Below are 20233 nucleotides of genomic sequence, written 5' to 3' on the forward strand. Positions count from 1 at the left end.
CGTTGTCGAGGAAGTCGGAGTGCCGCACGCGGCGGCCAGAGCTGTTCCTTGCCATGGCAGGCGACCTTCCTTACTGCTGGGCCCAGTTCATGACCGGCTGTTGCGGCTTGCGGGCGCGGTGACGGACGCGGTTGATCTCCTCCTCGAACTCCTGCTGGAAGGTCGAGTAGCAGGCGGCGGCGTTCTTCGCGGCGTCCCGCAGGTCATCCGCGGCGCGCTGCATCTTCCGCGTCACCTTCGCCGCGCGGATCCGCGAGCCGAACGGTCGCCCCTCGGGGTCCGGCACGGCCGCGAGCACGCCCTTGAGGATCTCGGCACCCATCGCCACCTCGATCGACAGCGTCACCGCGGCAGCCCGCAGGGTGTTGCAGTAGTTCCGCACCTGCGCCGGAGAGGTGAACTCCGGCGCAGGCAGCAGCGATTCGGCATGCGCGCGGCGCCCAGCGGAGCCGCTGGCCTGCTTGTTGTTGTTCACGGTGACGTTGATCGGCGGGACGATCGAGCCGCCCAGTGCCCCGACGAACCCGCCGGCCGCGGCGCCGGCATTGGCGAACTTGCCGGTCTTGGGGTCGTTCACGGGCCCGCGCGCACGCCGGCCGTGGGTGTTCTGCGCCATCAGACGATGTCTCCTCGGGTCAGCGGGACGGGCGGATGATGAGCCACGCGGTCTGCGCGGCGATCAGGATGAGCAGCCACAGCAGCGCGAGCGGCCCGGCGAGTGGACCGAACCCGGCGGCCAGCGCTAGCCACACCGCGGCGAGCGTGGCGAGCGCGGCCAGGCCGATACGCCAAGCGAGCGCGGCGGCGCGGGCCGGGCGGCGGCGCTGCATGACCAGCACCCACCCCAGCGGTGCGGCCGCCGCGGGGGCGATGACGAGAGCGGACCACCAGGCGATCAGGTGCAGCAGCCCGGCCACCAGGAACGCGAGCACGGACAGGCCGGTGGGAGCGAGGGCGCGGCGGAACGTCCACAGACCGCGGCCCACGAAGCCGAGCGCTTCGCGGGTCAGGGAGGGGCGCTCGGGGACGACAATGACGAACGGGTCGGCGCCGCGGCGGCCACGCTGGCGGGGGATGCGGACGGTGTGGATGCCCGCGGCCGTCTTCACGGTGCGAGTGCGGGTACGGCTGGACACAGCGAAACTCCTAGGTCGAAGGGGTTCAGGCGGCGCGCTGTTCTTCGGCGGCCAGGCACCGGCCGCACATGCCGTGCGAAGTGGGGATGCAGTAGCCGACGTCGAGCCGGCAGCGCGGACAGGTACGCCGGGCGGCGTTGGCCTTGGCCAGGGCCGCCCAGCGGGCCGGGGTCATCGCACGTACCGGCTTCGCGGCGTCGATGCGGTAGAGGTAGGCGACCAGCGGGCCCCGCCGTCGGCGGGGCCGTTCGATCTGTGCCGCCACCTCCTGACCACCCGGGCGCAGCCCGAGGGCGCGGAGCTGGCGGCGGGTGGCCAGGCCGTCCGGGGCGAGCCGCCACCGGTAGACGGGGACGGCGCCCATCACTGGCCTGCGATGGCGAGTTCAGCGCGACCGCGGGCTGCGGGGTCGCGGTGTTCGGCGTAGCGGTGGGAGACCCAGCCGACCGACCAGCCGCACAGCTCCGCCGCCTGCCGCACCGACAGGCCCGACGCGAACCCGGCGGCCACGATCCGGCGCGCCTCATCCTCTGGCAGCTTCACCTCCGCGGGGCCGCGCTCCAGCAGCGCGGCGCGTTCACGCTCGGCCCGCTCCTCGCGTTGACGGCGTTCACGCTCCGCCTGCTCGGCACGCTCGCGGCGCTCGGCCTCGGCCCGTTCCCGGGCCTGCTGTTCACGGTGCAGCCGCTCCTGTTCACGCTGTTCACGCTCGCGTTCACGGCGTTCACGAGCCTCTCGCTCGGCAGCCTCCGCCCGCTCCCGGGCCTCACGCTCCTCGCGGCGCCGCTGCTCCTCGCGCTCGGCTTGCTCGCGCGCCAAGCGGGCTTCGTGTTCACGCTGTTCACGCGCCAGCATGGCGGCGTGCTCGCGCTCCTCGCGAGCCTCGGCACGCGCCTGCTCGGCACGCTCCCGGGCCGCCTGCTCCCGCCGCTCCCGCTCGGCCCGCTGCTGGGTTTCCAGAGCCGCCACCGCGGCAGCGATAGCCCGGCGGTAGGCCAGGCTGGTCTCCGCTGTGACGATCAGCAGCAGCGGCGCCACCGCATGGACAGCCACGCCGACCAGGTCCTTCTTCAACGCGGAGTCGGCCGTGTTGAGCGCGAGGGTCATCAGGCCGGTCATCCACCGCAGCGTGATGGGCCAGCGTCCGCCGTGCCCGCCCAGGCGGGCCAGCACGTCATCGAGCTTGACCACGATGACCACCGCGGCATCCACCACCAGGGGCAGGATCGGGGCCGTCCAGTCCCACTTCTCGGCCGTGTGCTTGGCCATCAGCGGCGTCACGGTCAGGATCGAGTACAGCATTGCGCCGGACACGATCAGCCATGTGCCGCCGGACAGGGCGCGTTCTGCTGAACGGGTCTGAACGCTGTTCACGCCGCCCCCTCGATCGGCTTCGGGGCGGGCATCTGAGCGCGGCGGAAGCCGTTGGAGGCGGGGTTGTAGATGAACGCCTCACACCGCCACTTGAACGCGGAGGCCGGGTGTTCACCGCAGGGCTTCCACACGTGGTCCGCCGGCATGCCGTGCGTGGCGGTGTCGGCGTGAGCCTCCTGGCGGGTCGCGTAGATGGTGTGCGGCTCGCCGTAGTGCAGCAGCACCGTCAGCGTCCGCCCCTCCAGCGACTCGCCCTCACGCTCCTGCCGGAGCCGGCGGATCTCGATGTCCCGCAGCAGCAATTCCTGCTGCGCGGCGGACAGCTCCTCCATCGCACGGGCCAGGAGCGTGCCCACCTCGGCCGTGGTCGCTTCCGCCCGCTCCGCGCGGTCCGTGACGGCGTACAGCTCGCGGACGTGCCGGCCGAACGCCTCGTTCGCCGCGGCGCTGGTCTGCCGGGCCTGCGCAACGGCGGCGCGAGCCTCGTTCTCAATCCGGGCGATGCGGGCCCGGGTGACGATGCGGATCACGCGGCACCGCCCGACTGCTCGGCCAGGCCGTTGACGAGGTTGCGGTGCGCGGCCAGCACGCGCCGGCGGGCCCGGCGGATACGCCGCTCGTCCAGCACGGTCGGGGTCCGGTCGATGACGACGATCTGCGCGTCCAGCAGCTCCATCTCCGCACGGATCACGGGCATCTCCGCCTCGATGGCGTCCAGCTCTGCGTCCGTCGGTTCGATCCAGTCGGTGAACGCGGTAACAGCGTCCTGAACAGTGACGATGTGGTCCATGGGTCGTGGTCTCCCTAGCAGGTGAAGCGGCCCGAACGCGGCTCCCGGGTGGCACCCCGGGAGCCGCTCGCCGTTGAAGTCGGTAGATCCGGCTCCCCACGCCTCGCCCGTTCGGCCCCCGCCACGTGCGCGGGCTCGGACGGACGAGGGAGGCAACCGGCCGCAGCTTTAGCCGCTGCGATGGCAGGAAGAGGCGGACCAGATGGGCCGCGAGCGCGTGTTCCGCTCACAGGCCGGGATACAGCAGCGGCGCCCGCCGGCCGGTCCATCGCGGGGGCGCCGAGAGTCTTAGTCGATGCACTGGAATGCCTCTCAGGCGAGATCAACAGGGGTGAATCACTGCAAGGGGGACCACGTCCCCACCCTCCGGCCGTTGCTCGCGGTCGCCGGGCCACCTCGCCAGTACGGGCCGGAGCCCTGTTCTGCCTGGCCTTCAGCGGGATTGCAGCGTCCCCGCCTTCTGCGCATGCGGCATGAAGCCGCCACCCGACCGAGGTGTTGCGTTCGGTCGATGCAGTACCTGTTTTACAGGTACTGCATATGGGTCCGTCAAGCGCATCGACGGAACCTTTGGTTTTCGCGCCGGGACTTCCTGGCGCACATTCAGGATCCCTGCAGGTCAGGGGAGTTGGGCACCCCACACCTAGACAGCTAGCGGCCTTCTGGCTACGGTCAAGAAGTCCCTAGAAGTCCCTACGGGGGTGCAGATGTCGAACGAGCGCTTACGGTCCGCCCTCCTCGCCCGCGGCATGACCGTGCAGAGCCTCGCCGAAGAGATCGGCGTCATCCCGAAGACGGTCGAACGCTGGATCACGCAGGGCAAGGTCCCATACCGGCGTCACCAGTACGCAACGGCGGCGGCGCTGAACGTCGACGTCACGACGCTGTGGGATGACAGCCGAGCTGTTGAGAGCGCAGCGGACCTGACCAAAGCAGAAATCGTGGCTGTCTACCCCCATCGGCACGTCGTGCCGTCAGCCCTCTGGCGTCAGATGTGCGAGCGCGCCACGGAGCGCATCGACATCCTCGTGTACGCCGGCATCTACCTGGCAGAGGACCCGCTCTTCTTCTCGACCTTGAAGGAGAAGGCTGAGAGTGGTGTCCGCATCCGGGTTCTCATGGGTGATCCAGAGTGCGAAGCCGTCATCCGACGCGGCATCGACGAAGGGCACCGCATCATGGATGGCAAGATCCGAAACGCGCTGGTCAACTACCGCCCGCTGTTCACCAGCCACCCCGAGATCGCCTTCCGCCTGCACGACACGGTGCTCTACAACTCGATCTACCGCGCTGATGACGAGATGTTGGCCAACACGCACGTGTACGGCATCGGGGCCTACATGGCGCCCGTGTTCCACCTGCGGCGACTCCCCGGAGCTGGTCTGTTCGACACCTTCGCCAATAGCGTTCAGCAGACCTGGGAAGGCGCCAGGCCAGTAACCGAACGCGACTTCACGGGAGCTTGAGCATGGGACGCATCGACTACCTGCACGATCCGGACGCCCCGCCGGCTAACTCGGTCGTGCCGTCCGTCGTCGCGTTCGTGCAGAACGACGCGGGACAGGTGCTGATGATCCAGCGCTCCGACAACGGGCGCTGGGCACTGCCCGGTGGTGGTCACGACGTGGGTGAGTCGATCAGCGACACCGTTGTGCGCGAAGTCTGGGAAGAGACCGGGATCAAGGCGGAAGTCGTCAACATGTCCGGGATCTACACGGACCCCGGGCACGTGATGCAGTACGACGACGGCGAGGTACGCCAGCAGTTCAGCATCTGCTTCCGCGCGCGGCCGGTCGGCGGTGAACTCCGAACGAGCAACGAGACGACTCAGGTCCGCTGGGTTGACCCAGCGGACCTGACGACGCTGGACGTGCACCCCACGATGCGGCTCCGGATCGAGCACGCCTTGGACCGGGCGCGCACGACTCCCTACATCGGCTGACGCTTGGCCGCGGCGACCCGTTCGAGCACGCGGGACGTGCAGGCGAGGATCTCCGGTTCGGCCCGGCGGATGAACTGCCCGATCAGGCTGTCCGGCCCATACCGGCCGGCGATCTCGTTGATCCGGTCGATCGGGTTCGTGAATGTGCCGTCCGGCGTGGTGTTCATGTCGCAGTAGCAGAGCGCGTCGTTCAGGTGCGCGCTCTCGCGGGGGAACTCGCCCTCCAACTCCTCGCGCATGCCGCGCGCTTCCGCTTCCATCCAGGCGCAGGAGTGGTGGGCGACCAGGTTGATGACGCGGTTGTCGGCGCCGGCCACGTCCCGGAGGTAGCGGGCCCCGTCCAACGGGTGGAAGCCGGTCTTGGCCAGGTCCGGCGCGTAGCCGATGTCGTGCAGGACCGCGGCGGCCTCCAGCAGGTCTGCGTCCTGGTCGAGTACGAGCGCGATCGTGCGGGCCCTCTCGGCTACTCCGAGGCAGTGCTTCCACCGCCGCGGCAGCGGATCGGCGAGCAGTGACTCAGCCAGGGGATAGGCCCACTCCGTCAACTTCGGCACTCTACGAACGCTCCTCTCGGGTCGGCACGGCGCGGACCGTCCGCACCTTGCCCTGTCCTCCCCCCGACAGCACGCCGGCGGTTTCGAGCTTGACCAGAGCCTTGGTCACTGTGGGGCGAGAGACCCCGAACCGGTCGGCGAGCACGGAGGCACTCGGGAACGCTTCCCCCACTCTGAGTCCATCAGCCGCGATGATGTCCGCGATTCGCTGTTCGAGCGGGCGGCGTTCGGGCCGCGATCCTGGTCGAAGCACGCGCCACCGGCCGCCTGGAACCGGTTCGGCAAGGCCCTCCTGGCGCAGCACCGCGAACGCTCGGAGTGCGACACCGCGCGAGACGTTGTGGTCCCGAACAACTTCAGCGAGCGAGGGAAGCTCCGCCATCTCCGGGTTGGCCTCGATCTGCTTCTTCACCGCGTCGGCGATCTTCAGAAAGGTGCCCCTAGGGCTGGCCTGTTGTGACACTCGCTCTCCCTCTCCGCTCGCGGGTGGTCTGGGTCTAGCTTCCCACTGCTGGCGTTTGGCCGTCTTTGGCTGAAGCCGAGCACTACCGTGATCACATGGTTGAGTACGTGGATAACCCCGCTGGTCGTCTGCGCACGCTGCTGCTGGACCTGCACGCGCGCTCCAACACCGACCAAATGCAGAAGCAGAAGCCTGCCTGGGAGGCAATCCTTGAGCTGGCCGAGGTCGATGGCACCAGTGTGGCCAGAGAGGTGGCCGTCGTGGGAGCTGTCGTGAGCCTGCCAGCCCAAGTCCGCGAAGCTGTTCGTGCCCTCCCCGTGGATGATGAGCGTCAAGAACAGTTGCTCACTCATCTCGACGGGGTCGAACGTGGGATGGCTGCTGTCTTGACTCGTCAGAGTTTGTGGACGGTGTTCACTGCGTTCGCCACTGGCGGCGTCGTTCCTCAGTCGGCGGCTATTAGCAGTTTGTCCTTCTGTTCGTATGAGCTTCATCGTCATGCACCCGAGCCCGTGATCTCCGATGAGGACCTTGAGCGGGTCATTGACCTGATCAATGAGCTGATTGTGGAGGTTGCAGCCGCGACTCTTCCCGACCAGGTCAAGCGCGCCATGCTGAACCATCTGTTTGCGTTGCTGCATGCCGCGCACAACGTCCGGTTTGCTGGAACTCAACCGCTTGATGACGCGCTGTTCGCATTGATGGGTGCCACTGGCCGAGTGAACGCGCAGGAGGATCTGGAACGAGTCGGTTTGTGGCAAAGGATTAAGGATGCCGTTCAGACGCTGGACACCATGCTGTCCGCCGGGCAAGGGGCGGCCCAACTTGGACAGGGGATCGCAGGCTTCCTCGGAGGCTGAGGCCGGAGGGGGTAAATGCTGAGTCCGGTCTCAAATGTCGACGGATCCGCTACCGTATGCCGTCGTCCATCGGTGTTTGAAGCCGCCCGTGATCAGGGGCGTTGCTCGCCTTGCGAACGTTCCCGGATACCGGGGACCAAGATCGGACAACTCGTCATACCTAGATACCTGGCGGACTCTTCTGGTAGCGCGCATTGCAGCTGGCTGCGCTGTAGTTCATGCCGACGTCGGTCTACAAGTCTGATTCGGGGCCGTCGTTGTTTCGTTCCCCTTCAGCTGCGTTCCTGCGGCTGATCAAGTTCTCAGCCACTACGATGACGCCGCTACCAGCGGCAATAGCCGTCATGACGCTTTGCGCGATGGTGTCAGCGGAAGCTTCGCCCGTCACGAGCACGGACAGAAGGGTCGTGACCAGCGTTACCAGGAGCGCAAGGATGGCGATCAACGTTGCCCTCAAGCTACGCATAGAGCTTCACCCCCGCAGCGACCGCTGACATCAGGACGATCAACCCGAAGGCATTGGCGCAGATCACATGTACCCAGCCCTTGATGACGCCGGAGCCGTCATAGCAGATCATGCGAACCCCGAACGGCATGATGGTCATGCCCACCAGGATGGCACCTAGTGCTACGGAAACCGTGCTTAGGGCAATTGGTTTGTGCTCCAGGCTTGCAGCGATGAGCGAGCCGCACAAAGCAACGACGGCCGTGACTGTCCAGTCGATCCAGAAGACCGCGTCGTCCATGGTGAGGGCATGCTTCTTCCCAGGTGGCGGTTCCCTGGAAACCAGCTTCAGCCAAGTCTGTGCTCCCGACACCCCGACCGCGAGCACCAATGAGATCAGCCAAGCCACCCGTCCCCCCGGCTGCTAGAGCGTGACACCGCATGATGCCATCAACATGGCGTCACTCGCACGCGAAGCTAACTGCTCGTCAGTTATGCCCGGGTACGGGAGCATGCCTACATACCTTCCGTCTAGCTCTGAGACTTGCAAGATCAGGACGACGGGTGGACGCGATCCAGCGAGTCTTCTCATGAGACATGCAAAGCCGCAGGTCAAGATGCGGACGAACGAGTGATCGCGAGGGAGCTGTGAAGCTGCCGGTCGGTGACCCAGCTCGGGACGGGCCCTGCTGGAGTGTCGTAGCCGTCTGGTAGACGTAGCCCATGATCCCTACCCCTCGCTCGGCCCAACTGGACGTTCGCTTTGCGGACCTCGGTGGAGCTGACCTGGTGGTCGACGCTGTCTACGCCGGCGGGAGCCTCGGGCACTCCGGCGATGACCCCATCGGCAAGCTGCTGCCCGGTACCGGCAACCAGGGCGGGTTCCGTTACGCCGGGTCCCCGGTGAAGGGGACGGTGCGCCTGGCGGTGCTGTACACCAGCAGCGGAGCGGTGGACTGGCCGGACCACCTGGACACTGAAACCGGCACCTTCACCTACTACGGCGACAACCGCACCCCAGGCAAGGGCCTTCATGACACGCCGCGCAAGGGCAACGTGCTGCTGCGCGACGCCTTCGCCCTCTCTCACGGGTCCGCGCAGGAACGGGCCAGCGGAGTCCCGCCGTTCCTGCTCTTCGAGAAGACAGCACCCGGCCGTGCGGTCCGCTTTCGCGGGTTGCTCGCCCCAGGCGGACCGACACTGGCACCCGACGACGAACTCTCGGCGATCTGGCGCACGACCGGCGCGCAGCGGTTCCAGAACTATCGCTCCCGCTTCACCGTACTGGACCAGGCTCGCGTTCCCCGCGCTTGGATCCGGCACGTGCTGGCCGGCGGCAACCCCCTGGAAGGCGATTGCCCGGAAGTCTGGCGGACCTGGGCTGAAAGTCGGGTCTACCGGCCGCTGCTCGCACCAGCCACGACGGTCATACGCTCAGCTGCACAGCAGCTTCCCGACGACCGCGTCGGCCAGGCCATTCTGGCGGAAATCCGGGAGTACTTCCGCGGGCGCGAGACAGACTTCGAGGCATGTGCCGTAGCCATCTGGCGGCTGATCGCTCCCGCCACAGGGACAGTCGATGTGACCCGGCCGAGCCGCGACGGTGGCAGAGACGCGGTCGGCTCATACGTATTGGGGCCTCCAGCGGCCCCGATCAGTATCGACTTCGCCTTGGAAGCCAAGTGCTACGAACCCGACAACAGCGTAGGTGTCCGGGAGGTCTCCCGACTCATCTCCCGCATCCGGCACCGAAACTTCGGCGTGCTGGTGACTACTTCGCACTTCAACCGGCAGGTTCAGAGCGAGCTACATGAGGACGGACATCCGATCGCGATCGTGTGTGGCCGCGACATCACGGACGCGCTAAGGCAGCATGGCAGGACCACGCCCGCGGCAGTGCGTGACTGGCTACGGCAGAGCTTCCCGCGTACCCAGTGACCTTGGCCGTTCGACCCACCAAGGTGCCCTCGATGTCAAGATCTAAAAGCCAGCAATCTCCAGCGCATGCAGGACGTCAGAATGCGTCGGTGGTCGCTTTTCTGCGACCAGTTTCAAGAGCGGGGCCGCAAAGCTCTCAAGCCCTCGCTGCTTCATATTGATAATCAACGGAGGGATGTCGGTTGCGGGCCTGGCCTCGGCGATTCTTTCCAGCATCTCTCTTCCCTGCTGCTCCTCCAAAAGGATCAGCAGGTCAATCAATGCATTCGAGGGGCGGCGAACTGCACATTCGTCCTCGACGAGAAGTGCCCACGAAACCCATCCAGCCTCGTTCAGTGCCTCAATGAACGGCTGAACATCCTCGCTGGATCGCGCCCAGGCGAATTCAGTCAAAGCGTGTTCTACCAGGCTGCTCGCCGAGCGGCTGACATCTTTCGCGCCGACCGATTGGAGAAAGTGGATAAGGGAGTCTAGATCTTGCTCAACCCCGATGTGGGCAGCCAGTCTCTCCGCCACCTCATCGTACCCGCGGTCGATAAGCCCCCAGCAAATCTCGAAGAGCCTTTCTTTGCTGCTTTGGCGTGCGAGATGACGGCTGAGAATTACTATGTCCTCCTTGGCATCGTGTGCGTCCAGCCGAATAAGTTCGCGCACGAGCTCTGAGGACTCCAACTCGACCTTGCCGGTGGTTACGATTTCATCAATTGTGAAATTTGTCTGGACTGTCTCGTCCTGGCGTTGTGTAACCTTGGCGTCTCGCTCACTGCGGAGGACGGCGAGTTCCTCCCTCATTGCGTCAAGGATGCTCGAAATTTCGGATGCAGCTCTCCTTGCAGCCTCCAATTCGCTTGCATCCTTTGCCTCCTGTCCCGCCTGCGCCGACTCTTCAGCTTTCTCTAGGCGTTTTTCGAGTAACCTGCACCGCTGCTCCGCTCGGTGACTTTCCTCTTTTGCGTTGTTTAATTCGATTCTCAGGCGCCCAACCTCGCTCTTCAGCCGCGCCAACTCCTCAGTGTTCGTGTTGTGGCTAGCTGAGAGTCTCGATATTTCGGCCTCTCGGGATTCAATATCTCTCTCCCAATGTGCTGCCATCTCCAGATGTTTGGTTTCCAGCTCGGCTATGCGGCGCTCGCGTGTATAAAGAGCCTCGGTCAGGACTCTCTCGCGAAGCTCTGCTTGCTGTGAGCGGAAGTCTGCTGCCTCTAGTTGGTCCTGGATTTCCTGTAGTTCAAACAGCTTCTTATTGGTAGCCTTCAGTGCCTCTCGATGAGCTGTCCTGATGTGCTCAAATACTTCGGTCTGAACTGGCCTAGACTTCACTCGGGCGACTTCAGTTAAAAGTTCGGTGATGAAATCCCATGGAGCTACCCTTGTTCCGTTCAGGTATCGAGAGACTGCACCTGCGTTTCTATTCGTGCGCGTTGCGTACCTACGGACTGAGACGTTCAACGCCCCAAAGACTTCGCGGAGTCTTTCTGCAAGTTGTGCCGCCTCCCGCGGAACGTCGTCGCTGAGAGGACGAAGAGCGAAGGGGCTGTCCGTCACGCGGTCTCCTTATTCACTCATGCGTGTTGCCAAAGGCTGGCAACGTGTGTTGCGCCGTCGGCAGCACTGCCCGTCGTGTGCGCGCTGACCTGCAACTGCGAGCGTTGCGGCGAGTTGGCAACGCGTTCCAGTAGAGGCAACACCCCCTAGGCGGCTCATAGTTGCGTCAGTCGCAGCACGATCCTAAGGAGTGTCAGAGTGCCAAGTCCGTGGTTTCAGAAAGAGCCGGAGCAGAAAGGGGCGCTCGAAGTCACGGCGTCCGTATGCACGATCCTGACGTGGTTGCAAGGTCAGTCTGACAGCCCCTTCGCGATCGCTGCACTCCTCCTGGTGATCGTTTCAGTGCTCGCCTCATAAACACACTCCGGGACGGGCTCCGCTGGTGCCCGTCCCAGTCTGCTGGGTCGTCCTGCTTGCGACGCTGCCCGTGGAGTGCCCACGGCCGGGCTCGCACACCTTGAGGGCAGCCGCTCATCACATGCCGCGGTGGGCAGCCTGTCTCAGTTGCGGTCTCGCTTAGCGCTCAGTCCATGGCTGTGCAGCCTGGTCCACTGCCGTCCGAGAAGGCCCCCTGATCAGGGGGCGGGGCCGCCCTGCGGATTTCTGCGGACACCCTCGGACCAAGATCGGACAACTTGTAATGCGTAGGTCGTCGGTTCGAATCCGACAGGGGGCTCCCTCAATGCCCAGGCCGGGTCGTCCCGGACCTGGGCTTTTTGTTCAGGCGGCGGGCCATGTCCAGTGGGGCGGGGTCGAGGGGGCGGGCGTCCTCGATGTCCCACAGGGCGTTCTGCAGGAGGCGGCCGAGGGTCCAGGCGTGGGCTCGGGCGCGGTCCAGGGCGAGGACGTCGGTCATGGCGTCGAAGCGCCAGTGGACGTCGTCCGGGTCGTAGCGGCCGGCGAGGGCCGGCCACAGGTCGAAGCCGGGGTCGCCCGCCAGGGGCTTGGGGTCGATGGCGAGCCAGGGGGCGCGGTCGCAGGCCAGGACGTTCTCGTCGTGCAGGTCCCAGTGCAGGAGGCGGTCGCCCGGTTCGTCGGCGACCTCGCGGACGGCGGCCGCGCAGTCCGCGATCAGGCCGCGTGCCTCCGGGTCGGGGACGCGGGCCAGGGCCCGCGGTGTCTGCTCGAGCATCTCCCGGGCGATGTCGCCGAGGCGGCGCATCCCCGGCGGTGCGGGGAACGAGGTGAGGCGGGCGAGGAGCCCGGCGATGGTGACGACGGCCTGGCGGGGGTCCGCGACGTGGGAGAGCATGCGGGTCTCGTCGAGGCGTTCCAGCAGCATGGTGCCGGTGGGCTCGTCGTGGTCCAGGAGACGGACGGCCCCGTCGCCGTCCCAGCAGCGCAGGGCGACCGGTTCGCCCTCGCTCTCCTCGTCGAGGATCTGGAGCTTGAGGACCGCGGGCGTACCGTCCCGGCCCCGGACCGGGAGGACCAGGGCGGACACGCCGTGCAGGGGCGGCCCGTCCGGGGTCAGTGCCCAGTGGTCGAGGAAGCGGGCCGTCAGGTCCGGCAGCGCGGCGATGAAGGCGCGGCCCGCCTCCCCGTTGTACTTCTCCTGTGACGCGGCCAGTTCGCGGGGAATCTCGATCACATGCGGCACGGTAGTGGGGTGCGCCGGGAGCGTCAGGTGAACAAAGCGGGGGACGCGGTCACTTCCGGCCGGGGCCGGGCCTCGGTCAGGGCTCCAGGACCACCTTGCCGATCGTCCCCCGGTTCTCCAGCGCGCGGTGCGCCGCCGCGGCCTCGGCGAGCGGGAACCGCTGCACGGCCGGGGTGAGCCGGCCGGCCGCCGCCTCGGCGAGAGCGCGCAGTTCGAGGGTGCGGACGGGGTCGGGGCCGCCCGCCCTGCGCAGCATCACGGGGCCGAGGACCTGCTCCGACACCCCTTCGACCAGGTAGGGACCGCCCTCCTTGATGCCCTCGCCGGACCAGCCGAAGACGATGTGCCGGCCGCCGGGGCCGAGCAGGGCGACGGCCTCGCGGGCCACGTCGCCGCCCACGCCGTCGAAGACGACGGTCGCGGTCCGGCCGCCGAGGTGGGCGCGGACCGTGCCGGGCCAGTCCGGGTCCGTGTAGTCGAGGGCGAGGTCGGCGCCGCCGGCCCGCACCCGGGCGGTCTTCTCCGGCCCGCCGGCCAGTCCGACGACGGTGGCGCCGGCGTTCTTCGCGTACTGCACGAGGAGGGTGCCGATGCCTCCGGCGGCCGCCGGGACGACGGCGACCGAGTCGGGGCCGAGGTCGGCGAACTGCAGGATGCCCATCACCGTACGGCCCGTGCCGATCATGGCGACGGCCTCGGCGAAGTCCAGGCCGCCGGGGATCTCGTGCAGGCGTCCGGCCTCGGTGACGGCCAGTTCGGCGTAGCCGCCGGGAACGAAGCCCACGTGGGCCACGACCGGCTTGCCGAGCCAGCCCGGGTCGACGTCCGCGCCCAGGGCTTCCACGACGCCGGCGACCTCGCGGCCGGGGATGGTGGGCAGGGGCGTCGGCTCGTTCGCCGGGCCGCCCGGCATGCCCTCGCGCAGGGCCGCGTCCAGGAGGTGGACGCCCGCCGCCCGTACGGCGACACGGACCTGGCCGGCACCCGGGCGGGGGTCCTCGACCTCCTCGTAGGTGAGGTTCTCGGCCGGGCCGAAGGCGTGCAGGCGGATGGCGCGCATGGAGGCTCCTCGTGTGGTCGGGGGTCTGCCCGTGGTGATCGTCGGCCCCAGCCTTCAACCTCAAGCTTCCTTGAGGTCAAGCTCGCGCCGGCCGAGGGCCAGGGAGACCGCCGTCAGGGCGCTGTTGAAGGAGACCTCCGACAGCACTCCGGGGGCCGCGACCTGGTCACCGGCGAGGTAGACACCGTCGCCCCGGTCCACTGCGGGCCGGTCGCGCCAGCTGGTGCCGGGCAGGTCGACCGCGCCCGTACGGCCGTTGGCCACGCCGTCGCGCCGCCAGGTGACCCGCTCGCGCCAGCCCGGGAAGCCCAGGTCGAGCAACTGCTCGGCACGGGCGGTGCCGTCGGCCTTCGACTCGTGCGGCGCGATGGGGATCTGGCCCTGGATCAGCTGCTCGCCGGCCGGGGCGAGCGTGCGGTCCTGTGCGGTGAACCGTTCCAGCCAGCCGGGCGCGTCCAGGTCGGACACCGCGAAGGCGTCCCCGCGGCGGGTGCGGACGGCCAGGTCGACCAGGACGGTACGGCCGCTCGGCCAGGTCAGGGAGTCGTCGCCGAGCAGGCGCCGGGCGGCGTCCAGGGAGGTCGCGACGACCACGGGCGTGTCGGTGGGGAGCGTGTCGACGCGCGACATGGTCTCCATCCGGACGCCCAGGTTCCAGGCGCGGGCGGCCATCCGGTCGATGAGGGAGGCCCAGCCGCCGCGCGGGTAGTGCGCCTCGGGCGGCAGCTTGGTGGCGCGGCGCAGCCGCTCCTGCACGAACGCGGCCGACAGCGATCCGGGGTCGTGGTGGAAGAGGGCGACCGCGGAGTAGTGGGCGGCGGCGCGGGCGCCCTCCTCGCCCGCGATGCCGGTCGCCCAGGTGAGGAAGTCGACGTCCACGGGCGCCTGCCGGGCGGTCCGGCGCAGCAGCTTCAGCATCGGGAAGGGCGGGGTCCGGCGCAGTACGCCATGGTGGCGCAGCCGGAGCCGGGCGGCCTCCAGGGGTGGCAGCGGGGCGAGCGGGCCGATGAGGTCGCGCTGCCTGAGCCAGGCCCAGTGCGGGCCGCCGTTGTAGAGGGCGTGCGGCCCCTCGTTGGTGCGGTAGGGGCCGTCGGCGGTGCGGGCCCGGCCGCCGAGGCTGTGGTGGGCCTCGTGGACGGTGACCTTGGCGCCCGCCTCGGCAGCGGTGATGGCCGCGGTCAGTCCGGCGAAGCCGCCGCCGATGACGGTGATGCGGTGCATGACTGGGGGTCTCCCCTCGATCGGCCCTCGCGGGTCGCCTGTCCGTTCTCGTGCGTACGACGGGCCGGGGCCACGGAATGTGACACGGGCGGTGTCCGCGCAGGTCGGGGGTGTTGTCAGTGGCGGGGTGCAGCATGGGGGCATGGCGAGGAGAGCGGTTGGCGGTGCGGGTGTGAAGGGGGCGCGGCGACCGGAGGTGCGGCTGCCCCCGCTGGAGCCGTACGAGGGGGGCGGACTGGAGCCGGACGGGGACTACGACGGACTGGAGTTCCGGGAGCGGGACCTGACCGGGCAGGACGGCTCGGGCGCGCGGTTCATGGACTGCGCCCTGGCGGGGTGCGTCCTGGAGGAGACGCGGCTGCGGCACGCCCGCGTCCTGGACTCGGTCCTCAGCGGCGTCCGGGGCGTCGGTACGGACCTCGCCGAGGCGACCCTGCGGGACGTGGAGCTGACCGACGCCCGGCTCGGCGGGCCGCAGTTGCACGGGGCGGTGCTGGAGCGGGTGCTGATCCGCGGCGGCAAGATCGACTATCTGAACCTGCGCACGGCCCGGCTCAGAGACGTCGTCTTCGAGGGCTGCGTGCTGGTCGAGCCGGACTTCGGCGGGGCGCGTCTGGAGCGGGTGGAGTTCACCGACTGCGTGCTCAAGGGGGCCGACCTGCACGCGGCGACCCTGGTCGACGTCGACCTGCGCGGGGCCGCGTCCCTGGAGATCAGCCGGGGTCTGGACCGGCTCGCCGGGGCGGTGATCAGCCCCGCCCAGCTGCTGGATCTGGCACCGGTGCTGGCGGCGCAGTGGGGGATCCGGGTGGAGGGGTGAGCCCGGGAAGGTTCGCCGGCTTCGGGCGGGCTACGGCAGGCGGGGAAAGCGGGCCTGGAGGGTCCAGATCGCCGGGTTCTCCGCTAGGTCGTCGTGCAGGTCGGTGAGGTCGGCGATCAGGTCGTGCAGGAAGTCCCGGGCCTCGCGGCGCAGTTCGGCGTGGGAGACGGTGAGCGGGGGTTCCTCCGCGCGCATCCAGTCGGCCTCGATGTCCACCCAGCCGAAGCGGCGCTCGAAGAGCATCCGGTCGGTCGACTCGGTGAAGTCCAGCTCCGCCCGCTGCGGCCGGGACGCCCGGGAGCCCGCGGGGTCGCGGTCGATCCGCTCCACGATGTCGCACAGCGCCCACGCGAAGTCGAGCACCGGCACCCATCCCCAGGCCGTGGACACCTCGTGGTCGGTCCTGGTGTCCGCCAGGTAGACGTCACCGCAGAACAGGTCGTGCCGCAGGGCGCGGACGTCCGCGCGGCGGTAGTCGGTCTGCGGCGGGTCGGGGAAGCGGTTGGAGAGGGCGTAGCCGATGTCGAGCACGCAGGTGATGGTGTCACGCGACCGTAGGATCGCGGGCGTGGCCCGATCTGTGCGACTTGTCCCCGCCCTGCTCGCCTCCCTCCTCACCCTCACCGGGTGCGGCGGCGGAGTGCACGGCACCCCGGGCGGCTCCGGCGTACGCGACCCGTTCTTCCCAAAGGCGGGCAACGGCGGTTACGACGTCTCCCACTACGGCCTGCGCCTCGCCTACGACCCGGACGCGCACCACCTGACCGGCACGGCCACCCTCACCGCACGGGCCACCCAGGACCTCTCGGCGTTCAACCTGGACCTGCTCGGCCTGGAGGTCGAGAAGGTCACCGTCGGCGACGAGACGGCCCGTTTCAACCGAGCGGGGCAGGAGCTCACGGTCCGGCCGCGCGAGGACGTCGACCGGGACGAGACGTTCCGGGTGACCGTCCGCTACTCCGGCGCGCCCGGGACGGTCACCGATCCGGACGGCTCCCTGGAGGGCTGGCTGCGCACCGCGGACGGGGTGCTCGCGCTGGGCGAGCCGACCGGGTCGATGACGTGGTTCCCCGGCAACCACCACCCCTCCGACAAGGCGGCGTACGACCTCACGGTGACCGTGCCGCAGGGGCTGCGGGCCGTGTCCAACGGGGAGTTGAGGGCCGAGACGACCGCGCGGGGCCGGACGACGTTCGTGTGGCGGACCTCCGAGCCGATGGCGAGCTACCTCGCCACGCTCGCGATCGGCCGCTTCGACATCGGCCGTTCCCGGGCCGGGGGCGTACTGCCCGTGTACACGGCCGTGGACCCGGCCGAGGCGGCGGCGAGCCGGCCGGTGCTCGGGCGGATCCCCGAGGTGCTGCGCTGGGCGCAGGGGTGGTTCGGGCCGTACCCCTTCTCCTCCGCCGGCGCGATCGTCGACCACGCGCCCGACCTCGGTTACGCGCTGGAGACCCAGACCCGGCCGGTCTTCCCGGGCGCCCCCGACAGCACGCTCCTCGTGCACGAGCTGGCGCACCAGTGGTACGGCGACTCCGTCTCCCCCGGGAGCTGGCGGGACATGTGGCTCAACGAGGGCTTCGCCACGTACGCGGAGTGGCTGTGGGAGGAGGAGCACGGCGGGCGCAGCGCGCAGGAGACCTTCGACGCGCTGTACTCCGGCGACTACTTCGCCACGGCGGAGGCCGGCGAGGCCGTCTGGGCGTTCCCCCCGGCGGACCCGCCGAGCGCCGCGCGGATCTCCGACCCGCCGGTGTACTGGCGGGGCGCGATGGTGCTGCACAAGGTCCGCCAGACCGTCGGCGACGAGGAGTTCCGGCGGATCCTCAGGGGCTGGGCGGCCGAGTACCGGCACGGGAACGCCGCCACGGCCGACTTCACGGCGTACGTGGAGAAGCGGGCGCCCGGGGAGGACTTCAAGGCGATCTGGGACGACTGGCTGTACGGGGAGGGCAGGCCGGAGCGGGCCTGAGAGTGCCTGAGCGCGCTGCGCCCGGGCGGCGGTAAGGGCCTCGCGGTGGTTTGTCGCGCGGTTCCCCGTGCCCTGCCCCCGAGGGGGAGAGCCCCCGGGCCGGTCGTCCGGCCCGGGGGACTTGCCTCACCTGGCTCGGGCGTCCGTCAGACGTTCACGCCGAAGTCCTGGGCGATGCCGACCAGACCCGAGGCGTAGCCCTGGCCGACGGCGCGGAACTTCCACTCGGCGCCGTTGCGGTAGAGCTCGCCGAAGACCATGGCCGTCTCCGTGGCGGCGTCCTCCGACAGGTCGTAGCGGGCGATCTCGGCGCCGCCGGCCTGGTTGACGATGCGGATGTAGGCGTTGCGCACCTGGCCGAAGTTCTGCGAGCGGTTCTCGGCGTCGTAGATCGAGACCGGGAAGACGATCTTGTCGATGTCGGCCGGGAGGGCGGCGAGGTCGACGTTGATCGCCTCGTCGTCGCCGGCGCCCTCACCCGTGCGGTTGTCACCGGTGTGGACGATCGTGTTGTCCGGCGTCTGCTTGTTGTTGAAGAAGACGAAGTGGGCGTCCGAGTAGACCTTGCCCTGCGTGTTGACCGCGATCGCGGAGGCGTCGAGGTCGAAGTCCGTGCCGGTGGTGGTGCGGACGTCCCAGCCGAGGCCCACGGTGACGGCGGTGAGGCCCGGAGCCTCCTTGGTGAGCGAGACGTTGCCACCCTTGGACAGGCTTACAGCCATTGTTGGGAGTCCCTTCCCTCGTTTTGTGCGGCAGAGAAGCTGCGGCACCGAAGCTACAGCTACCCCCATCAACGTGGAGAGGGGTACGCGAGGTTCCAGGTCCTTTACTTTCTTTACTCCCGGATATTCGGGTGACGTGGACCGGACAGGAGCGGGAACATGGACGGCATGTCCGGTCCCCGTGTCATCCGCGGCTCCGTCCTCCTGCCCGAGGCCGAGCTCATGTGGCGTTTCTCGCGTTCCTCGGGGCCGGGCGGGCAGCACGTCAACACCAGTGACTCCAAGGTGGAACTGAGTTTCGACCTGGCCCGGACCGAGGCGCTGCCCGCCGTGTGGAAGCAGCGGGCGCTGGAGCGGCTGGCCGGGCGGCTGGTGGACGGGGTCGTCACCGTGCGCTCCTCCGAGCACCGCTCCCAGTGGCGCAACCGCGAGGCCGCCGCCGTACGCCTCGCCGCGCTGCTGGCCGAGGCCACCGCGCCCCCGCCCCGGCCCCGCAGGCCGACCCGCGTCCCGCGCGGCATCAACGAACGCCGGCTGCGGGAGAAGAAGCAGCGCTCGGAGACCAAGCGGGGACGCTCCGCGCAAGACTGGAACTAGGCACGACCGTCCTCAGACCAGGTCCAGCACCCCGACCGTCTGGTCTCCGCTGGTCTCGCCGTTCGGGCGGAAGCCGAGGCTCCGGTAGAAGCCCTCGGGTCCGTCCGGGCCCGGGTGCCAGGTGACGTGGAGCTCCGTGCGGCCGCGGCGGCGCAGCTCCCGCGCGACCGACTCGACGGCGAAACGGCCGTACCCCATGCCCTGCTCCCCGGCCGCGATGTTCAGCCGCCACAGGCCCGAGCGGCGGACGCTGCCGTCCCCGTGCCAGTCGATGTCGAGGAAGGCCATCAGGAACCCGACCGGCCGGTCGCCGTCGAGGATCAGCCGCGGCCAGGCGGTCCCCGGGTGCACGTACGCCTCCGCCAGCGACTTCACGACCGGGGCGACCGCGTGCTCCTGGGCGGGGTGGACGCGGATGCCGAGGGCGGCGTCCAGGTTCGCCGGGGTGATCTCTTCGAGGCGCGGGCCGGTCGTCGTCATGCGCGCACCCTAGGTGGCGGTCCGCCGCCGGCGAACGGTTTCTTCAGGCCAAGTGGCGGTACCTGCTCCGGAAGTACGTCAGCGGGCCGCCCTCCGCGCTCGGCACGCGGGCGGTGAGAACCCGGCCGATCACCAGGGTGTGGTCGCCCGAGATCACGCGCTGTTCGGTGCGGCACTCCAGGACGGCCAGGGCGCCGCCGACCAGGGGCGCGTCCGTGTACTCGCCGCGCGTGTACGGGATGTCGGCGAACAGCAGCCGGTCGCTGACCCGGCCCTTCATGGCGAAGCGGCCGGCGATGTGCCGCTGGCTCTCGGACAGCACCGAGACCGCCCACAGATCCCGCTCCTGAAGCAGTTCGTCCATGCGGGAGCCGTTGCGCAGGCTCACCAGCACCAGAGGCGGGTCCAGGGACACCGACATGAAGGCCGTGGCCGTCATGCCCACGTCCTCGCCGCCGGGCGCGGTGGGGTCGTCCGGGTCGAGCGGCGGCTCCTGCGCGGTCACCAGGACCACGCCCGAGGCCAGCCGGGACATGGCGGCGCGGAACTCGTCGTTGCTCACCCCCTCAGCATGCCCGGAGGCGGGCGACGGAATGATCGGGGACGTGGCAGCGGGAGTGTTCGGCACGGCGGAAACGCTAGTCTCCCTACCGCGCGCCGCGCATCGGGCTCCCGCCCGATCACGGTCCTAGGACCAGCGACGGACACCCGGGA

General features: G+C 68.9%; 25 protein-coding genes. 7 read left to right on the forward strand and 18 right to left on the reverse strand.

Annotated elements, in window-relative coordinates; all coding sequences use genetic code 11:
• Positions 1-70 precede the first annotated feature (70 nt).
• Genes traA through ABTZ58_RS11970 form a run of 6 tightly spaced genes read right to left on the reverse strand, consistent with a single transcriptional unit; the run spans position 71 to position 3300 of the window.
• The gene (gene traA / locus ABTZ58_RS11945) at positions 71-616 is read right to left on the reverse strand and encodes a plasmid transfer protein TraA (RefSeq protein ID WP_351353971.1); all 546 of its coding nucleotides are present in this window, start codon (positions 614-616) and stop codon (positions 71-73) included.
• Between the two features lie 19 nt (positions 617-635).
• The gene (locus ABTZ58_RS11950; protein WP_351353974.1) at positions 636-1136 is read right to left on the reverse strand and encodes a hypothetical protein; all 501 of its coding nucleotides are present in this window, start codon (positions 1134-1136) and stop codon (positions 636-638) included.
• A 25-nt stretch (positions 1137-1161) separates the two neighbouring features.
• Positions 1162-1500, reverse strand: a complete 339-nt coding sequence (locus ABTZ58_RS11955) for an RRQRL motif-containing zinc-binding protein (RefSeq protein ID WP_351353977.1) — start codon at positions 1498-1500, stop codon at positions 1162-1164.
• Positions 1500-2510, reverse strand: a complete 1011-nt coding sequence (locus ABTZ58_RS11960; protein WP_351353980.1) for a DUF2637 domain-containing protein — start codon at positions 2508-2510, stop codon at positions 1500-1502. Before ABTZ58_RS11960 ends, ABTZ58_RS11955 begins: the two co-directional genes overlap by 1 nt.
• Positions 2507-3040 carry a hypothetical protein gene (locus ABTZ58_RS11965; RefSeq protein WP_351353982.1) on the reverse strand — a complete coding sequence of 178 codons (534 nt, stop codon included), beginning with the start codon at positions 3038-3040 and terminating at the stop codon, positions 2507-2509. The genes ABTZ58_RS11960 and ABTZ58_RS11965 overlap by 4 nt, the downstream gene beginning before the upstream one ends.
• Positions 3037-3300 carry a DUF6284 family protein gene (locus ABTZ58_RS11970; RefSeq protein WP_351353985.1) on the reverse strand — a complete coding sequence of 88 codons (264 nt, stop codon included), beginning with the start codon at positions 3298-3300 and terminating at the stop codon, positions 3037-3039. The genes ABTZ58_RS11965 and ABTZ58_RS11970 overlap by 4 nt, the downstream gene beginning before the upstream one ends.
• A 707-nt stretch (positions 3301-4007) precedes the next feature.
• On the opposite strand from ABTZ58_RS11970, the gene ABTZ58_RS11975 reads away from it, so the two are divergent.
• Both ABTZ58_RS11975 and ABTZ58_RS11980 read left to right on the forward strand, forming a co-directional pair.
• Complete coding sequence (locus ABTZ58_RS11975) at positions 4008-4766, forward strand: XRE family transcriptional regulator (protein WP_351353988.1); 759 nt, start codon at positions 4008-4010, stop codon at positions 4764-4766.
• A gap of 2 nt (positions 4767-4768) precedes the next feature.
• On the forward strand, positions 4769-5242 hold the full coding sequence (locus ABTZ58_RS11980) for an NUDIX domain-containing protein (protein ID WP_351353991.1): 474 nt from the start codon (positions 4769-4771) through the stop codon (positions 5240-5242).
• Here ABTZ58_RS11980 and ABTZ58_RS11985 read toward each other — a convergent pair.
• Entirely contained in the window at positions 5230-5796 is a 567-nt protein-coding gene (locus ABTZ58_RS11985) for an HD domain-containing protein (RefSeq protein ID WP_351353994.1), read from the reverse strand. The genes ABTZ58_RS11980 and ABTZ58_RS11985 overlap by 13 nt on opposite strands.
• 1 nt (position 5797) lies before the next feature.
• Positions 5798-6259 carry a GntR family transcriptional regulator gene (locus ABTZ58_RS11990; RefSeq protein ID WP_351353997.1) on the reverse strand — a complete coding sequence of 154 codons (462 nt, stop codon included), beginning with the start codon at positions 6257-6259 and terminating at the stop codon, positions 5798-5800.
• 95 nt (positions 6260-6354) lie between these two features.
• Between ABTZ58_RS11990 and ABTZ58_RS11995 the strand changes: the two genes are divergently transcribed.
• Positions 6355-7119, forward strand: a complete 765-nt coding sequence (locus ABTZ58_RS11995) for a hypothetical protein (RefSeq protein ID WP_351354000.1) — start codon at positions 6355-6357, stop codon at positions 7117-7119.
• Between the two features lie 232 nt (positions 7120-7351).
• Here the strand turns inward: ABTZ58_RS11995 and ABTZ58_RS12000 are convergent, their stop codons facing one another.
• Together ABTZ58_RS12000 and ABTZ58_RS12005 are read right to left on the reverse strand one after the other, a co-directional pair.
• On the reverse strand, positions 7352-7564 hold the full coding sequence (locus tag ABTZ58_RS12000; RefSeq protein ID WP_351354003.1) for a hypothetical protein: 213 nt from the start codon (positions 7562-7564) through the stop codon (positions 7352-7354).
• Between the two features lie 13 nt (positions 7565-7577).
• On the reverse strand, positions 7578-7865 hold the full coding sequence (locus ABTZ58_RS12005) for a hypothetical protein (protein ID WP_351354006.1): 288 nt from the start codon (positions 7863-7865) through the stop codon (positions 7578-7580).
• Positions 7866-8353: 488 nt separating this feature from the next.
• Between ABTZ58_RS12005 and ABTZ58_RS12010 the strand changes: the two genes are divergently transcribed.
• The gene (locus ABTZ58_RS12010; protein ID WP_351354009.1) at positions 8354-9502 is read left to right on the forward strand and encodes a restriction endonuclease; all 1149 of its coding nucleotides are present in this window, start codon (positions 8354-8356) and stop codon (positions 9500-9502) included.
• A 42-nt stretch (positions 9503-9544) separates the two neighbouring features.
• Here the strand turns inward: ABTZ58_RS12010 and ABTZ58_RS12015 are convergent, their stop codons facing one another.
• The 4 genes from ABTZ58_RS12015 to ABTZ58_RS12030 all read right to left on the reverse strand — a co-directional run bounded on the left by ABTZ58_RS12015 (position 9545) and on the right by ABTZ58_RS12030 (position 14928).
• Complete coding sequence (locus ABTZ58_RS12015) at positions 9545-11047, reverse strand: coiled-coil domain-containing protein (RefSeq protein WP_351354012.1); 1503 nt, start codon at positions 11045-11047, stop codon at positions 9545-9547.
• A 679-nt stretch (positions 11048-11726) separates the two neighbouring features.
• Complete coding sequence (locus ABTZ58_RS12020; protein WP_502996052.1) at positions 11727-12647, reverse strand: aminoglycoside phosphotransferase family protein; 921 nt, start codon at positions 12645-12647, stop codon at positions 11727-11729.
• Between the two features lie 76 nt (positions 12648-12723).
• The gene (locus ABTZ58_RS12025; protein ID WP_351354019.1) at positions 12724-13707 is read right to left on the reverse strand and encodes a zinc-binding dehydrogenase; all 984 of its coding nucleotides are present in this window, start codon (positions 13705-13707) and stop codon (positions 12724-12726) included.
• A gap of 60 nt (positions 13708-13767) precedes the next feature.
• Positions 13768-14928 carry an FAD-dependent oxidoreductase gene (locus tag ABTZ58_RS12030; RefSeq protein ID WP_351354022.1) on the reverse strand — a complete coding sequence of 387 codons (1161 nt, stop codon included), beginning with the start codon at positions 14926-14928 and terminating at the stop codon, positions 13768-13770.
• 142 nt (positions 14929-15070) lie between these two features.
• Here ABTZ58_RS12030 and ABTZ58_RS12035 point away from each other — a divergent pair, with 142 nt between their 5' ends.
• The gene (locus ABTZ58_RS12035; protein WP_351354025.1) at positions 15071-15748 is read left to right on the forward strand and encodes a pentapeptide repeat-containing protein; all 678 of its coding nucleotides are present in this window, start codon (positions 15071-15073) and stop codon (positions 15746-15748) included.
• A 30-nt stretch (positions 15749-15778) separates the two neighbouring features.
• Here the strand turns inward: ABTZ58_RS12035 and ABTZ58_RS12040 are convergent, their stop codons facing one another.
• On the reverse strand, positions 15779-16279 hold the full coding sequence (locus ABTZ58_RS12040) for a hypothetical protein (RefSeq protein ID WP_351354028.1): 501 nt from the start codon (positions 16277-16279) through the stop codon (positions 15779-15781).
• On the opposite strand from ABTZ58_RS12040, the gene ABTZ58_RS12045 reads away from it, so the two are divergent.
• Entirely contained in the window at positions 16269-17720 is a 1452-nt protein-coding gene (locus ABTZ58_RS12045) for a M1 family metallopeptidase (protein ID WP_502996053.1), read from the forward strand. The two genes, ABTZ58_RS12040 and ABTZ58_RS12045, sit on opposite strands and share 11 nt — an antisense overlap.
• Positions 17721-17866: 146 nt before the next feature.
• On the opposite strand, the gene ABTZ58_RS12050 is transcribed toward ABTZ58_RS12045, so the two are convergent.
• Positions 17867-18442 carry a TerD family protein gene (locus tag ABTZ58_RS12050; RefSeq protein ID WP_309097939.1) on the reverse strand — a complete coding sequence of 192 codons (576 nt, stop codon included), beginning with the start codon at positions 18440-18442 and terminating at the stop codon, positions 17867-17869.
• 159 nt (positions 18443-18601) lie between these two features.
• Between ABTZ58_RS12050 and arfB the strand changes: the two genes are divergently transcribed.
• On the forward strand, positions 18602-19039 hold the full coding sequence (arfB, locus tag ABTZ58_RS12055; RefSeq protein ID WP_351354032.1) for an alternative ribosome rescue aminoacyl-tRNA hydrolase ArfB: 438 nt from the start codon (positions 18602-18604) through the stop codon (positions 19037-19039).
• 12 nt (positions 19040-19051) lie between these two features.
• Here the strand turns inward: arfB and ABTZ58_RS12060 are convergent, their stop codons facing one another.
• Both ABTZ58_RS12060 and ABTZ58_RS12065 read right to left on the reverse strand, forming a co-directional pair.
• On the reverse strand, positions 19052-19519 hold the full coding sequence (locus ABTZ58_RS12060) for a GNAT family N-acetyltransferase (RefSeq protein WP_351354035.1): 468 nt from the start codon (positions 19517-19519) through the stop codon (positions 19052-19054).
• 43 nt (positions 19520-19562) lie between these two features.
• Complete coding sequence (locus tag ABTZ58_RS12065; protein WP_351354038.1) at positions 19563-20147, reverse strand: flavin reductase family protein; 585 nt, start codon at positions 20145-20147, stop codon at positions 19563-19565.
• Positions 20148-20233 lie beyond the last annotated feature (86 nt).

The sequence above is a fragment of the Streptomyces sp. NPDC094143 genome (assembly GCF_040303825.1).
Lineage (GTDB): Bacteria > Actinomycetota > Actinomycetes > Streptomycetales > Streptomycetaceae > Streptomyces.

What these genes read in the sequence shown, in the direction of transcription:
- traA (WP_351353971.1), bottom strand. Translation starts at nt 616, where the DNA reads ATGGCGCAGAACACCCACGGCCGGCGTGCGCGCGGGCCCGTGAACGAC.
- ABTZ58_RS11955 (WP_351353977.1), bottom strand. Translation starts at nt 1,500, where the DNA reads ATGGGCGCCGTCCCCGTCTACCGGTGGCGGCTCGCCCCGGACGGCCTG.
- ABTZ58_RS11970 (WP_351353985.1), bottom strand. Translation starts at nt 3,300, where the DNA reads ATGGACCACATCGTCACTGTTCAGGACGCTGTTACCGCGTTCACCGAC.
- ABTZ58_RS11975 (WP_351353988.1), top strand. Translation starts at nt 4,008, where the DNA reads ATGTCGAACGAGCGCTTACGGTCCGCCCTCCTCGCCCGCGGCATGACC.
- ABTZ58_RS11980 (WP_351353991.1), top strand. Translation starts at nt 4,769, where the DNA reads ATGGGACGCATCGACTACCTGCACGATCCGGACGCCCCGCCGGCTAAC.
- ABTZ58_RS11995 (WP_351354000.1), top strand. Translation starts at nt 6,355, where the DNA reads ATGGTTGAGTACGTGGATAACCCCGCTGGTCGTCTGCGCACGCTGCTG.
- ABTZ58_RS12005 (WP_351354006.1), bottom strand. Translation starts at nt 7,865, where the DNA reads ATGGACGACGCGGTCTTCTGGATCGACTGGACAGTCACGGCCGTCGTT.
- ABTZ58_RS12025 (WP_351354019.1), bottom strand. Translation starts at nt 13,707, where the DNA reads ATGCGCGCCATCCGCCTGCACGCCTTCGGCCCGGCCGAGAACCTCACC.
- ABTZ58_RS12030 (WP_351354022.1), bottom strand. Translation starts at nt 14,928, where the DNA reads ATGCACCGCATCACCGTCATCGGCGGCGGCTTCGCCGGACTGACCGCG.
- ABTZ58_RS12035 (WP_351354025.1), top strand. Translation starts at nt 15,071, where the DNA reads ATGGCGAGGAGAGCGGTTGGCGGTGCGGGTGTGAAGGGGGCGCGGCGA.
- ABTZ58_RS12045 (WP_502996053.1), top strand. Translation starts at nt 16,269, where the DNA reads ATGTCGAGCACGCAGGTGATGGTGTCACGCGACCGTAGGATCGCGGGC.
- ABTZ58_RS12050 (WP_309097939.1), bottom strand. Translation starts at nt 18,442, where the DNA reads ATGGCTGTAAGCCTGTCCAAGGGTGGCAACGTCTCGCTCACCAAGGAG.
- arfB (WP_351354032.1), top strand. Translation starts at nt 18,602, where the DNA reads ATGGACGGCATGTCCGGTCCCCGTGTCATCCGCGGCTCCGTCCTCCTG.
- ABTZ58_RS12060 (WP_351354035.1), bottom strand. Translation starts at nt 19,519, where the DNA reads ATGACGACGACCGGCCCGCGCCTCGAAGAGATCACCCCGGCGAACCTG.